We start from the raw sequence: 14,431 nt of genomic DNA on the forward strand, positions 1-14,431 counted from the left end.
TCGATGACGGCATATTTCAGGCGCATATGTCTGGGAAGTTTGCTGGGGGTGATGGCTCTGGCGGCAGGCCAGGTGCAGGCCGCCGCGACCATTCTGTTATGGCCTATCGATCCGTGGCTGGCGGCTGATGCCAAAGCCACGGAGCTGTGGATCCAGAATCAAGGAAACAGCCCAACCACCATGCAGGTACGCATTGTGCGCTGGAAGCAGGAGGGCGGGTTCGAACGTTACAGTGCCCAGCAGGATGTGGTGGCCAGCCCGCCAATTGTCACCATCGCAGCGGGCAGCAAGCAGCTTATTCGTCTTATCAAACAGGGGACGGTTCCGGTGGGGGTCGAGCAGGCCTACCGCATTATTGTCGATGAAATTCCTCAGCCGGATAATAAAGCCGAACCGGCTATCGGCCTCAAACTGCAGATGCGTTATTCCATTCCCCTTTTTGTCTATGGGCAGGGGATCCCGACAAGCAAAGAGGGGGCGCACCATGCGTTTGTGGATACGCACAACCTCAGCTGGCGGGTAAAAAATGAGGGCGGACAGCCTCACCTGGAGGTTAACAACCGGGGCGATGTACACGTCAGGCTCAGTCAGGTTTCGCTGGTGCAGGGCGGGCAGAAACGTCCTGTTGCTGAGGGATTGCTGGGCTACGTGCTGGCGGGCAGTACCCGCAGCTGGGCCATCCCGGCCGGAATTCGGCAGCCAGACCAGATGCGCGCGCAGATTAACGCCAGGGATGAACAATGGCAGTCGACGCCCGTCAACTGAAACCGGCGATGATGATCCTGCTTTGCGTCACGACCAGCGCCTGGGCAGAACCCGGCGATGACAGTTTACCGCCGCCTCCCGAGGCCCGGGCGGTGAACGATGAGGCGGTTTTTCAGCTTGGCCTCATAGTGAACCACTACGATACCGGTCTGGTGGTGCCCGTGACGCAGCGTAAAGGCGCTTACTTTATCTCGAGCGCCGATTTGCTGCGTGCCGGGCTGCCGCCGGAGCATGTGCCGACCGGCGAGGTGGATCTCTCATCGCTTGCTCAGGTTCGCGTGGAGTACGACAGCGCCGCACAGCGTCTGCTGCTCAGCGTGCCCCGCGAATGGGTGGCCTCCCGGGTGACCTCTTTTGGCGGGCAAACCGCGCAAAGCAAACCTCACTTTGGGCGCGGGGCGCTGCTGAATTACGATCTTTATACTAACCACACGGAACACGTGGGTGGCCAGGCTTCTCTGTGGCATGAGTTCCGCTACTTCAATGAACGCGGTTCGCTCTCTTCTACCGGTTATGTGCGGAAAAATTTCGCTGGCGATGACGGCCAGCAGGCCGGATATGTGCGCTATGACACCACCCTGCTGGTCACCAATGAAGAGGACGCCACCACCTGGACGGCCGGGGATGTGATCAGCGATGCCCTGAGCTGGAGCTCCAGCGTACGTATGGGTGGGATAAGCTACGGGCGTGACTTCTCCCTGCGCCCGGATCTGGTGACCTGGCCGCTACCGGAGTTCTCCGGGGAAGCAGCGGTTCCCACCTCGGTCGATCTCTTTATTAATGGCTATCGGTCTGGCTCTACGCAGCTTCAACCGGGCCCCTTTACCCTGACGAATCTGCCCTATATTAACGGGGCCGGAGACGCGGTGCTGATCACCACCGATGCGCTGGGACGGCAGGTGAGCACTACGCTGCCGTTCTATGTCACCAGCGAACTGCTTAAACGCGGCTTGAGCGATGGGGCGGTGACGCTGGGAAGCCTGCGGCGCAACTACGGGATCGACAATTTTGATTATGGTCCGGCGGCGGGCAGCGGTTCGTATCGCTACGGGGTAACGGACTGGCTGACCCTTGAAGCTCACGCGGAAGGGGCGGAGTCGCTGGCGCTGGGCGGGGCCGGGACGGTGGTGAAGCTCGGGCACTTTGGCGTTGTGAATACCGCGTATACCCAAAGCCGGATGCGCGGCGATGAGGGCGGGCAGATCGCCTGGGGCTATCAGTACAGCACCAGCGATTTTAGCCTTGCCACTCAACATACGCGACGCGATCGCGGCTTTGGCAACCTGGCCCTCTATGACCAGCCGACGATCTATGACGAAAACGACCGGCCTGTCGCCAGCTTCAGCCGCAATACCGATCAATATTCCCTGACTTTTAACCTTGGGCAGTACGGCAATATCGGGGCTGCCTGGATCGGTGTGGAGAGTTTTGACAGCCAGAAAACAGAACTGCTTAACCTCTCATGGAGCCGCAACCTGTGGGGCGCGAGCAGTCTTTACCTCGCCGCAAGCCGTGATCAGCAGCGGGGCGACTGGACGGTTGCACTCTCGCTACAGGTCCCGCTTGGGGAACGGGACAGCGCCGCAGTCACCTTCGAAAACACGCCGGAGGCAGGCAGCACGCAGCGCATCAACTACAACCACTCCATGCCTTCCGATGGCGGGTTAAGCTGGAACATGGCATGGGCGCATCAGTCGCGGGCGAACAATTATCAGCAGGGAACCTTGGGCTGGCGTAACAATAATATCGAAGTGCAGGGCGGGGCCTACGGTGAAAAGGACATGATGACCTGGTGGAGCGAGGCGCTGGGCTCCATTGTGCTGATGGACGGCGAGCTGTTTGCGGCGAATAAAATCAACGACGCCTTTGTGGTGATCAGCACCGATGGTCAACCGGATGTGCCCGTCAGCTACGAGAACCAGCCGGTCGGCAAAACGAATCGCAACGGCTATCTGCTGGTGAGCGGCGTGTCGGCCTATTACCCGGCCAGTTACCGCATTGACACCCTTAATCTGCCTGCCGATACGCGTCTGAAAGAGACCGAACGCCGGATTGCGATCCGCCGCCACAGTGGTTATCTGGTGGACTTCCCTATGGAGCAGGAGCGGGTGGCAAGTGTCATTCTGCATGATGCCGAGGGACAGGCCATTCCGGTGGGCAGCCAGGTCAGACGTGCCTCACGCAGCAACGCGGTGGTGGGTTATGACGGGATCGCCTGGCTGGAAAATCTTAGCGACGTCAATTCGCTGGAGGTGATCACCCCGACGGGCAAACGGTGCCAGGCGACGCTGACTGTTGGCGCGAACCCGGAACACAGGCTGCAAACCTACGGGCCGCTGGTATGTCGGGAGGCACGGTGACGCGTTATCTGCTGGTGATTTTGCTGCTCTTCTCCGGTGCCAGCGGCGCGGCCTGCACCGTCAGTACGGTGAATGCGTCGTTTGGCAGCGTGACCTCGTTCGCGCTGAGCGGAACCGGGGAAGTGGAAACCACCGGCACGCTGGTGGTGGCCTGCGATACGGTCCTCAACCTGCTTACCAACGACTCGGTGGCGCTGACTTACACCTCGGCATCGATATTCGCCAACAGTCGCGCCACCCTGAAGCGCACGGACAATGCGGCTATTATCGATGTCATACCCACGCGCCTGTGCGCTGCCTCCGGCTGTGGCGGTAGCAGCGAAGTGCAGATCGGTAATGCCTATACCTGGAGCGGGAACACGCTGCTCGGGCTGCTGGGGTCGAAGCGCTACAACATTCCGCTCTATTTCCGTACGGTGCCGGGGCAGAACGTCTCGGCCGGGCCGTATCAGGTGCTGCTGACATTCAGTATTAATTACAACGTCTGTGCCGTTGGCGCTGCCGGACTTTGCCTGACGCCGCAAACCGGCACGGCCACCACCACGATCCTTCTCAACATGACCGTCACTAACGACTGCAGCACCATGACCACCCCGGACGTGAATTTCAACAGCGCGCCGCTGGTACAAAGTTTTCCCACCGTCTCGCAGGCCATCGCCGTCACCTGCACCAAAGGCAGTACCTATACCATAGGGATTAACAATGGTGCCAATGCGCTGAACAACGTTCGTCGCATGGTGAGCGGCAGTAACTACATGAGTTACGACATCTATAAAGAAGCTACCACCAACCGCTGGGGCAGCAGCGGCACCGAACGCTGGACCAGCGCGACCTCGTCCCAGGTCAGTACCGACGGATTACTGCGTACCTACAATTACACCGCCAAAGTCCTGACCGGGCAGGCCACGCCCCCCGCCGGAACCTATACCGATACGCTGATTGTTGACGTGGCGTTCTAACCCCCGCGCTTTTCCCTTTCGCAAATGTAAAGTTCCTGTGGCCTGTGCCGATAACACCGTTAATAAATCTATGAGAAGGTGTTGTATGTTGAACCGTATCCGCGTTGTCACAATGCTCATGATGGTGCTGGTCATTTTCGCACTACTTCAGCTTATCTCCGGTGGGCTTTTTTTCTCGTCGTTAAAACAGAATCAGGACAGTTTCGCCGCCTCAAACGATCTGCGCCTGCAGCAGAGTGAACTCACGTCAACGTGGGATTTGATGCTGCAAACGCGTATCAACCTGAGCCGCTCCTCCGCCCGCATGATGATGGATCCCAATAACCAGCAGAGCAGCGCGAAAACCGATCTGCTGAAAAATGCCCGCGCAACCCTTGCGGATGCCGCAAAGCATTACGACGCCTTTAAGAAGATCGCCCCGCAGCCTGCCATGGAGCAGGTGAGCCAGAATATCGATGAAAAATATAACGCCTACTATGCCGGTCTGACGGAGCTTATCCAGTTCCTGGAGAGCGGCAACATGGACGCCTATTTCGCCCAGCCGACACAAGGAATGCAAAACGCGCTCGGCGCGGCGCTGAGTGAATACGCCAAAGCCAGCGCAGATCTCTACCACTCGGCCTTTACGGAAAGCCAGAATGATTACCGCTTTGCCAAATGGCAGATGGCGGTAATGGCGCTGGCGCTGGCCATTGTGCTGATCGCGGTATGGTACGGCATTCGCCATAGCCTGCTGAACCCACTGGGTCGCGTCATTGCCCATATCCGCGAGATTGCGAGCGGCGATTTGACCAAAACGCTGACCGTCTCCGGGCGTAACGAAATCACCGAACTGGCTAACAGCGTAGACCATATGCAGCGTTCGCTTATCGATACCGTTGCCAACGTGCGTAGCGGCACGGATGCCATCTATACCGGCACCAGCGAAATTGCGATGGGCAATAACGATCTCTCTTCCCGTACCGAACAGCAGGCCTCCGCGCTGGAAGAGACCGCGGCCAGCATGGAACAGCTCACCGCCACCGTGAAGCAGAACGCGGATAACGCGCGTCAGGCTTCTCAGCTGGCAGAAAGCGCGTCCGAAACGGCGCAGCGTGGCGGTCGGGTGGTGGATGGGGTGGTGAAAACCATGCATGAAATTGCCGACAGCTCGAAGAAAATCGCTGACATTATCAGCGTGATCGACGGCATTGCCTTCCAGACCAATATCCTGGCGCTGAACGCCGCCGTTGAGGCTGCGCGTGCGGGTGAACAGGGGCGCGGGTTTGCGGTGGTGGCCGGTGAAGTGCGTAATCTCGCCAGCCGCAGCGCTAACGCGGCGAAAGAGATTAAAGCCCTGATTGAAGACTCGGTTTCCCGCGTCGATACCGGCTCCGTGCTGGTGGAAAGCGCAGGGGAGACCATGAATGACATCGTGAATGCCGTTACCCGCGTAACGGACATCATGGGTGAAATCGCCTCTGCCTCTGATGAGCAGAGTCGTGGTATCGACCAGGTTGCCCTGGCGGTATCGGAAATGGATCGCGTGACACAGCAAAACGCCGCTCTGGTGCAGGAGTCCGCCGCGGCGGCCGCTGCGCTGGAAGACCAGGCGAGCCGTCTGAAGATGGCCGTCTCGGCGTTTCGTCTCGCTTCACTCGCTGGAAATACGGTCACCCCGCAAGCCACGTATCGTGCGCCAGCCGCTGAGCCGGCGGCCACGCGTACCCGCGCCGCGACGACCGGACATGATGAAAACTGGGAAACATTTTGACTGACATTTAAACCGCGGCTGCTTGCCGCTTGATGGGAGCGTGGATGTTAAATCGTATTCGTATCTCGACCACACTGTTTTTGATTCTGATCCTTTGCGGTGTGTTGCAGGTTGGCAGTAACGGGTTGTCTTTTTGGGCGTTTCGCGATGGCTATCAGAATTTGCAGGAAGTTGAGGCGAGTAATCAGCAGCGCTCCGCACTGGCACAAACGCGTGCCGTGCTGTTGCAGGCAAGCACTGCGCTGAACAAGGCGGGAACCTTAACCGCGCTGAGTTATCCGCCGGATGATATCAAGGCGCTGATGGCGACGGCGCGCAACAGCCTTAAACAGGCCGACGCGCAGTTCAAAACGTTCACCGCGCAGGAGGACGTCAGCGAAAAAGGGAAAGCGCTGAAAGCTGCCATGAAGAAGAACTTTGAGCAGTGGCACAGCGATCTGGATCACCAGGCGACCTGGCTTGAGAACAACCAGCTCTCGGACTTTATGAGCGCGCCGGTGCAGGCCTCACAGGCGGCGTTTGATGACAGCTTTAACGCCTGGCAGCAGGACATTAACCAGTTTGTGCAGCGCGCAGGGGAAAGCAGCCGCATGAGCTACCACATGTCCGGCGTGATTTTTACCGTGGTGGTGATTCTGGCGGCGCTGCTGACCGGTGCCGCGCTGCTCTGGTCGCGCAAGATGATTGTTCAGCCGCTGGCGATCATCAGCAGCCACTTCGACAGCATTGCGAAGGGGGATCTGGCGCGTCCGGTGGCGGTGTATGGCAAAAACGAAATTTCGGCGATCTTTGCCAGCCTGAAGGCGATGCAAGGATCGCTACGGGAAACGGTCTCCGATGTGCGCCAGGGCAGCTATGCCATGCACACCGGGATCTCAGAGATTGCGGCAGGCAATAACGATCTCTCTTCCCGCACCGAGCAACAGGCGGCCTCGCTGGCGCAAACGGCGGCCAGCATGGAACAGCTGACTGCGACGGTAAGCCAGAACGCCGACAACGCGCGCCAGGCGTCAGACCTGTCAAAACAGGCGGCGATGACGGCGAAGAAGGGGGGCGACCAGGCGTCTCATGTGGCCAGCACCATGCAGGATATTGCCGCCAGTTCGCAGAAAATTGGCGACATCATCAGCGTGATTGATGGCATTGCGTTCCAGACCAACATTCTGGCGCTGAACGCGGCTGTGGAAGCGGCGCGTGCGGGTGAGCAGGGGCGCGGGTTTGCGGTGGTGGCGGGTGAAGTCCGTAACCTGGCGAGCCGCAGCGCCAACGCGGCGAAAGAGATCAAAGGGCTGATTGAAGAGTCTGTCTCCCGCGTCCAGCAAGGCTCCGCGCTGGTGGATACGGCGGCGAAAACCATGCACGAGATTGTCACCTCCGTTACGCGGGTGAACGACATCATGGGCGAAATTGCCTCGGCGTCTGATGAGCAGCGTCGCGGGATTGAGCAGGTGGCCCAGGCGGTAAGCCAGATGGATCAGGTCACGCAGCAGAATGCCTCGTTAGTGGAGGAAGCGGCAGCGGCAACCGATCAACTGGCCAGTCAGGCGGATCATCTGACCGGGCTGGTCGCGGTATTTAATGTCAAAGAGCACGTTGAAGCAGTAACAGAAGTCGGGCGGTCGCAGGCCGTGCCAGTTGTATCCTGAATGTAATTAAGAAGGCGCTATGACATCACCAATGCCTCCAGGGCAAACGTCATTATTGTTGCAGATGACACAGCGCCTCGCGCTGTCCGACGCGCATTTTCGTCGGATATGTCAGTTAATTTACCAGCGTGCGGGGATCGTGCTTGCTGACCATAAGCGAGACATGGTCTACAACCGTCTGGTGCGGCGCCTGCGTACGCTGGGGCTGGATGATTTTGGTCGCTACCTGAGCATGCTCGAAGCGAACCAGAACAGCGCCGAGTGGCAGGCTTTTATTAACTCTTTAACCACTAACCTGACGGCCTTTTTCCGCGAAGCTCATCACTTCCCGGTACTGGCAGAGCACGCCCGCCGTCGCACCGGGGAATATCGCGTCTGGAGTGCGGCGGCCTCGACCGGGGAAGAGCCTTACTCGCTGGCGATCACCCTTGCCGATACCCTGGGAATGGCGCCGGGTCGCTGGAAAGTGTACGCCAGCGATATCGACACCGAAGTGCTGGAGAAGGCGCGTAACGGCGTCTATCGCCAGGATGAGCTGAAGACGTTGTCGCCTCAGCAGCTTCAGCGTTACTTCATGCGCGGTACCGGCCCGCATGAAGGGCTGGTGCGCGTGCGCCAGGAGCTGGCGAACTGCGTGGAGTTTGCACCGGTTAACCTGCTGGATAAGCAGTACAACGTGCCGGGGCCTTTCGACGCCATTTTTTGCCGTAACGTCATGATCTATTTTGATAAAACGACGCAACAGGACATTCTGCGTCGTTTTGTTCCGTTGCTCAAGCCTGACGGTTTACTGTTTGCCGGGCACTCGGAAAACTTCAGCAACCTCGTGCGTGAGTTTAGCCTGCGTGGGCAAACGGTATATGCGCTGAGTAAGGAAAAAGCATGAGTAAAATCAGGGTATTGTCTGTCGATGATTCGGCGCTGATGCGCCAGATCATGACTGAAATTATCAATAGCCACAGCGACATGGAGATGGTCGCTACCGCGCCGGATCCGCTGGTAGCGCGGGATTTAATTAAAAAATATAACCCCGACGTGCTGACGCTGGATGTCGAGATGCCGCGCATGGATGGCATTGATTTCCTGGAAAAGTTGATGCGTCTGCGTCCAATGCCGGTGGTGATGGTCTCATCGCTGACTGGCAAAGGCTCGGAAATTACGCTGCGCGCGCTGGAGCTGGGGGCGGTGGATTTCGTCACCAAACCCCAGCTTGGCATTCGTGAAGGCATGCTGGCCTACAGCGAAATGATCGCTGAGAAGATCCGCACCGCCTCGCGCGCGAAGCTCGCGGCCCATAAGCCAACGGCTGCCCCGGCAACCCTGAAGGCGGGTCCGTTACTCAGCTCGGAAAAACTGCTGGTGATTGGCGCATCAACCGGAGGAACAGAGGCAATTCGCCATGTACTCCAGCCATTGCCGCTTTCCAGTCCGGGTATTCTGATTACTCAACATATGCCGCCAGGCTTTACCCGCTCGTTCGCGGAGCGTCTGAACAAGCTGTGCCAGATCAGCGTGAAAGAGGCGGAAGATGGCGAGCGTGTGCTCCCGGGTCATGCTTACATCGCGCCGGGCGATAAGCATATGGAGCTGGCGCGCAGCGGCGCTAACTATCAAATCAAAATTCATGACGGGCCGCCGGTAAACCGGCACCGTCCGTCGGTGGATGTGCTGTTTCATTCGGTGGCGAAACATGCGGGACGCAACGCCGTTGGGGTGATCCTGACGGGGATGGGCAACGATGGTGCCGCCGGAATGCTTGCAATGCACCAGGCTGGCGCCTGGACGATTGCGCAGAATGAAGCAAGTTGTGTGGTGTTCGGCATGCCGCGCGAGGCCATCAATATGGGTGGCGTGAGCGAAGTGGTCGATCTTAGCCAGGTAAGCCAGCAGATGCTGGCGAAAATCAGTGCCGGACAGGCAATACGTATTTGACTCAGGAGTATTATTTTATGGCGGATAAAGAGCTTAAGTTTTTGGTTGTGGATGACTTTTCCACCATGCGTCGCATTGTGCGCAACCTGCTGAAAGAGCTGGGCTTCAACAACGTTGAAGAAGCAGAAGACGGCGTGGATGCGCTGAACAAACTGCAGGCGGGCGGGTTTGGTTTTGTTATCTCTGACTGGAACATGCCGAATATGGATGGTCTGGAACTGCTGAAAACCATCCGCGCGGATGCAGGCATGGCCTCTATGCCGGTGCTGATGGTGACCGCAGAAGCGAAAAAAGAGAACATCATTGCCGCTGCACAGGCGGGCGCAAGCGGCTATGTGGTGAAGCCATTCACCGCGGCGACCCTGGAAGAGAAGCTCGGTAAGATCTTCGAGAAACTCGGCATGTGAGGTGTTGGTTATGATGCAACCTGCTATGAAACCCGTTGAAGAACATTCGCCCAGCGATATCATTGCCCGCATCGGCAGCCTGACACGCATGCTGCGTGACAGCCTGCGTGAACTGGGGCTGGACCAGGCAATCGCAGAAGCGGCGGAAGCGATTCCTGATGCGCGTGACCGTCTGGACTACGTTGTGCAGATGACCGCGCAAGCGGCTGAACGTGCGCTGAACAGCGTTGAAGCGTCACAACCGCACCAGGATGCGATGGAAAAGGGCGCAAAAGCGCTGACCAAACGCTGGGATGAGTGGTTTGAGAATCCTATCGAGCTGGCGGATGCCCGCGAGCTGGTGACGGATACCCGTCAGTTCCTGGGCGATGTACCGGGCCACACCAGCTTCACCAACGCTCAGCTGCTGGACATCATGATGGCGCAGGATTTCCAGGACCTGACCGGTCAGGTGATCAAGCGCATGATGGATGTGATTCAGGAGATTGAACGTCAGCTGCTGATGGTGCTGCTGGAGAACATCCCGGAACCGGCTGCACGTCCGAAACGCGAGAACGAAAGCCTGCTCAATGGCCCACAGCTCGACGCCACCAAAGCGGGCGTTGTGGCAAGCCAGGATCAGGTAGACGACCTGCTGGACAGCCTCGGCTTCTGATACGCCTTTCCGCCTCAGGTGTGCATGCGCCTGAGGCGGTTAACGCAGAATCACCGAAAAGAGCCCGAATAAACGGGCTTTTCCCGCCATTGGATTTCCTCTGCGCTGGCATGATACCCGTGACGTAATGGGCTGAGCATGCACTGTGGCAGAAGAGAACGACGACAAAACAGAAGCCCCCACACCCCACCGACTTGAAAAAGCGCGTGAGGAAGGGCAGATCCCCCGATCCCGAGAGCTGACATCCCTGCTGATCCTTATTGTGGGTGTGTGCATCATCTGGTGGGGTGGGGAGTCGCTCGCCCGAAAACTGGCCGGGATGCTCTCTGCCGGATTACGTTTCGACCACAGTATGGTCAACGACCCAAACCTTATCCTCAGCCAGATTATTCAGCTTATTAAAGGGGCCATGGTCGCACTGCTGCCACTGATTACCGGGGTGGTGCTGGTCGCGCTGATCTCGCCGGTGATGCTTGGCGGTCTGGTCTTTAGCACCAAATCGCTGCAACCAAAATTTTCCAAACTGAACCCGCTGTCCGGCATCGCGAAAATGTTCTCCGCACAGACCGGGGCAGAATTGCTTAAAGCCATCCTCAAAGCAGCGCTGATGGGCAGTGCCGCGGGGTTTTACCTGTGGCACAACTGGCCGGAAATGATGCGGCTTATCAGCGAGTCGCCTCTGACCGCGATGAGCAATGCATTGAATCTGGTCGGACTCTGCGCGCTGCTGGTGGTCCTCAGCATTATTCCGATGGTGGGGTTCGACGTCATCTTCCAGCTGTACAGCCATTTCAAAAAACTGCGCATGTCCCGTCAGGATATCCGTGACGAATATAAGCAGATGGAAGGTGACCCGCACGTGAAAGGGCGTATCCGCCAGATGCAGCGCGCCGCCGCCCGTCGACGGATGATGGAAGATGTGCCGAAAGCCGACGTTATTGTCACCAACCCGACCCACTATTCCGTTGCGCTGCAGTACGACGAAAACAAAATGAGCGCGCCGAAAGTGGTGGCGAAGGGGGCGGGCTTAATCGCCCTGCGCATCCGCGAGATTGGCACGGAAAACCGGGTGCCAATACTGGAAGCGCCGCCGCTGGCGCGTGCGTTGTACCGCCACGCGGAAATTGGACAACAGATCCCAGGACAACTCTACGCCGCCGTGGCGGAAGTGCTGGCCTGGGTATGGCAGTTGAAACGCTGGCGTCTGGCTGGCGGTCAACGACCTGTCAAACCTGAGAACCTTCCGGTGCCTGCTGCGCTGGATTTTATGAACGAGAAGGACACTGATGGCTAATCTGGTGGCAATGTTGCGCCTGCCCGGCAACCTGAAATCGACCCAATGGCAGATCCTTGCCGGGCCGATCCTCATCCTGCTAATCCTGTCGATGATGGTATTGCCGCTGCCGGCATTCATCCTCGACCTGCTTTTCACTTTCAACATTGCGTTGTCCATCATGGTGTTGCTGGTGGCGATGTTCACCCAGCGTACCCTTGAGTTTGCGGCGTTCCCGACCATCCTGCTGTTTACCACCCTGTTACGACTGGCGCTGAACGTGGCGTCCACGCGTATCATCCTGATGGAAGGCCACACCGGCGCGGCAGCAGCGGGTAAAGTGGTTGAGGCCTTTGGCCACTTCCTCGTGGGCGGTAACTTTGCCATCGGCATCGTGGTGTTTGTCATCCTCGTTATCATCAACTTTATGGTTATCACCAAAGGTGCAGGGCGTATTGCGGAAGTGGGTGCGCGCTTTGTGCTGGACGGGATGCCGGGTAAGCAGATGGCGATCGACGCCGACCTTAACGCCGGGCTTATCGCGGAAGATGAAGCGAAAAAACGCCGTGCGGAAGTGACCCAGGAAGCGGACTTCTACGGCTCAATGGACGGTGCAAGTAAGTTTGTGCGCGGTGACGCCATCGCGGGCATTCTCATCATGGTGATTAACGTGGTGGGTGGCCTGCTTGTTGGGGTGCTGCAGCATGGCATGGGCATGGGCCAGGCGGCTGAAAGCTATACGCTGCTGACCATTGGTGACGGTCTGGTTGCCCAGATCCCGGCACTGGTCATTTCTACCGCCGCGGGCGTTATTGTTACCCGCGTCAGTACCGATCAGGACGTTGGCGAGCAGATGGTTGGCCAGCTGTTCAGCAACCCGCGCGTCATGCTGCTGGCGGCGGCGGTGCTGGGGCTGCTCGGCCTGGTACCTGGCATGCCGAACCTGGTGTTCCTGCTGTTCACGGCAGCACTGCTGGGCCTTGCCTGGTGGATGCGTGGCCGTGAAATGAAACCCGCGGCAGAACCTGTACCGGTAAAAATGCCGGAGAACACGCAGGCCGTGGAAGCCACCTGGAACGACGTTCAGCTGGAAGATTCGCTGGGGATGGAAGTGGGTTACCGTCTGATCCCGATGGTCGATTTCCAGCAGGATGGCGAACTGCTTGGCCGCATCCGCAGTATCCGGAAAAAGTTCGCCCAGGATATGGGCTTCCTGCCGCCGGTTGTGCACATCCGCGACAACATGGATCTTCCGCCTGCCCGCTACCGTATTCTGATGAAAGGGGTTGAGATTGGCAGCGGCGATGCGTATCCAGGCCGCTGGCTGGCGATTAACCCGGGCACAGCCGCCGGTACGCTGCCGGGTGAACAGACCATCGATCCCGCGTTTGGTCTGGCCGCTATCTGGATTGAAAGCGCGCTCAAAGAGCAGGCGCAAATTCAGGGGTATACCGTGGTGGAGGCCAGTACCGTGGTCGCTACCCATCTTAACCACCTGATTGGACAGTTCTCAGCAGAGCTGTTTGGCCGTCAGGAAGCACAGCAGTTACTCGACCGCGTGAGCCAGGAGATGCCGAAGCTGACGGAGGATCTGGTGCCGGGCGTGCTGACGTTGACCACGCTGCATAAGGTGCTGCAAAACCTGCTTGATGAAAAAGTGCCGATCCGCGATATGCGCACCATTCTGGAAACCCTCGCCGAGCACGCGCCGCTGCAAAGCGATCCGCATGAGCTGACGGCGGTGGTGCGCGTGGCGCTGGGCCGCGCGATCACCCAGCAGTGGTTCCCGGGCACCGGTGAAGTGCAGGTGATTGGCCTGGATACGCCGCTGGAACGTCTGCTGCTGCAGGCCCTGCAGGGCGGTGGCGGGCTGGAGCCGGGTCTGGCGGACCGTCTGCTGGCGCAAACACAGGAGGCGCTGGCGCGTCAGGAGATGCTGGGGGCACCGCCGGTGCTGCTGGTGAACCATGCGCTGCGTCCGCTGCTGTCACGCTTCCTGCGCCGTAGCCTGAACCAGCTGGTGGTGCTGTCGAATCTGGAGCTGTCTGATAATCGCCATATTCGTATGACGGCGACGATTGGAGGTAAATAATGCGTAAGTGGTTAGGGCTATTACTCTTCCCGCTGGTGGCGCAGGCCGCGGGCGAAGGGAGCTGGCAGGCCAGCAGCATCGGCGTGACCCTCAGCAACCGTGGCGTGGCGATGTCGTCGCGTCCGCTGGCGCCTTCTGAACCGGTGTCCGGTCAGATGAGCCTGGTGGTGTGGAACTACTCGCTGATTGGCCCGACGCCTGCCGGGCTGCAGGTGCGTCTGTGCTCCCAGAGCCGTTGCACGGAAATTGACGGAGAGAGCGGCACTACCCAGGCGTTTAACGGCGTACCTGCGGTAGAACCTTTACGCTTTATCTGGGAAGTGCCGGGCGGCGGGCGGTTGATCCCGGCGCTCAAGGTGCAGAGTAATTCCGTTATCGTTAACTACCGCTAGTTGCCTGCCTCAACGCCCGTTATCAACGTTTATGATAGCGGGCTCGCAAAAATGACCTCACCTTTTGAAGTAATAGAAACGCTGTTTTATAAATCAGTGATGCACGTAATGACACTCTTTGCATTTTTGCCAGCCTTTGCGGTGTGATGGCAGAAACAGAAAGGTTTCCACAGTGCGTTAATTCTACTGTAGCCGTG

At 58.5% G+C, this 14,431-nt stretch carries 12 protein-coding genes; all 12 read left to right on the top strand.

Translation table 11 applies throughout. The features are described from left to right. Window positions 1-3: 3 nt before the first annotated feature. On the top strand, window positions 4-765 hold the full coding sequence (locus ACMWKA_RS09770) for a molecular chaperone (RefSeq protein WP_029882325.1): 762 nt from the start codon (window positions 4-6) through the stop codon (window positions 763-765). After that, window positions 741-3,125, top strand: a complete 2,385-nt coding sequence (locus tag ACMWKA_RS09775) for a fimbria/pilus outer membrane usher protein (RefSeq protein WP_414760161.1) — start codon at window positions 741-743, stop codon at window positions 3,123-3,125. The genes ACMWKA_RS09770 and ACMWKA_RS09775 overlap by 25 nt, the downstream gene beginning before the upstream one ends. Continuing rightward, window positions 3,122-4,084 carry a spore coat U domain-containing protein gene (locus ACMWKA_RS09780; protein WP_414760162.1) on the top strand — a complete coding sequence of 321 codons (963 nt, stop codon included), beginning with the start codon at window positions 3,122-3,124 and terminating at the stop codon, window positions 4,082-4,084. Before ACMWKA_RS09775 ends, ACMWKA_RS09780 begins: the two co-directional genes overlap by 4 nt. Window positions 4,085-4,169: 85 nt before the next feature. Further along, window positions 4,170-5,837: a methyl-accepting chemotaxis protein II gene (tar, locus tag ACMWKA_RS09785; RefSeq protein WP_013096061.1), complete on the top strand. Its 1,668-nt coding sequence runs from the start codon at window positions 4,170-4,172 to the stop codon at window positions 5,835-5,837. Window positions 5,838-5,881: 44 nt separating this feature from the next. Next, window positions 5,882-7,483 (top strand): methyl-accepting chemotaxis protein IV, encoded by a 1,602-nt coding sequence (gene tap, locus ACMWKA_RS09790; RefSeq protein ID WP_029882322.1) that lies wholly within the window; start codon window positions 5,882-5,884, stop codon window positions 7,481-7,483. A 19-nt stretch (window positions 7,484-7,502) separates the two neighbouring features. Then, the gene (gene cheR / locus ACMWKA_RS09795; RefSeq protein WP_008500429.1) at window positions 7,503-8,369 is read left to right on the top strand and encodes a protein-glutamate O-methyltransferase CheR; all 867 of its coding nucleotides are present in this window, start codon (window positions 7,503-7,505) and stop codon (window positions 8,367-8,369) included. Then, window positions 8,366-9,415, top strand: coding sequence for a protein-glutamate methylesterase/protein-glutamine glutaminase (locus tag ACMWKA_RS09800; protein WP_003859716.1), 1,050 nt, complete (start codon window positions 8,366-8,368; stop codon window positions 9,413-9,415). Before cheR ends, ACMWKA_RS09800 begins: the two co-directional genes overlap by 4 nt. A gap of 17 nt (window positions 9,416-9,432) precedes the next feature. Beyond that, window positions 9,433-9,822, top strand: a complete 390-nt coding sequence (cheY, locus tag ACMWKA_RS09805) for a chemotaxis response regulator CheY (protein ID WP_008500431.1) — start codon at window positions 9,433-9,435, stop codon at window positions 9,820-9,822. 10 nt (window positions 9,823-9,832) lie between these two features. Then, complete coding sequence (cheZ, locus tag ACMWKA_RS09810; protein WP_013096065.1) at window positions 9,833-10,477, top strand: protein phosphatase CheZ; 645 nt, start codon at window positions 9,833-9,835, stop codon at window positions 10,475-10,477. A 145-nt stretch (window positions 10,478-10,622) separates the two neighbouring features. After that, window positions 10,623-11,771 carry a flagellar biosynthesis protein FlhB gene (flhB, locus tag ACMWKA_RS09815; RefSeq protein ID WP_013096066.1) on the top strand — a complete coding sequence of 383 codons (1,149 nt, stop codon included), beginning with the start codon at window positions 10,623-10,625 and terminating at the stop codon, window positions 11,769-11,771. Next, window positions 11,764-13,842, top strand: a complete 2,079-nt coding sequence (flhA, locus tag ACMWKA_RS09820; RefSeq protein WP_020687642.1) for a flagellar biosynthesis protein FlhA — start codon at window positions 11,764-11,766, stop codon at window positions 13,840-13,842. The genes flhB and flhA overlap by 8 nt, the downstream gene beginning before the upstream one ends. Next, the gene (flhE, locus tag ACMWKA_RS09825) at window positions 13,842-14,234 is read left to right on the top strand and encodes a flagellar protein FlhE (RefSeq protein ID WP_029882321.1); all 393 of its coding nucleotides are present in this window, start codon (window positions 13,842-13,844) and stop codon (window positions 14,232-14,234) included. The genes flhA and flhE overlap by 1 nt, the downstream gene beginning before the upstream one ends. The last annotated feature ends 197 nt before the right edge of the window (window positions 14,235-14,431 follow it).

Source organism: Enterobacter sp. 03-F-07-AD-ECC (genome assembly GCF_047530935.1).
GTDB lineage: Bacteria > Pseudomonadota > Gammaproteobacteria > Enterobacterales > Enterobacteriaceae > Enterobacter > Enterobacter cloacae.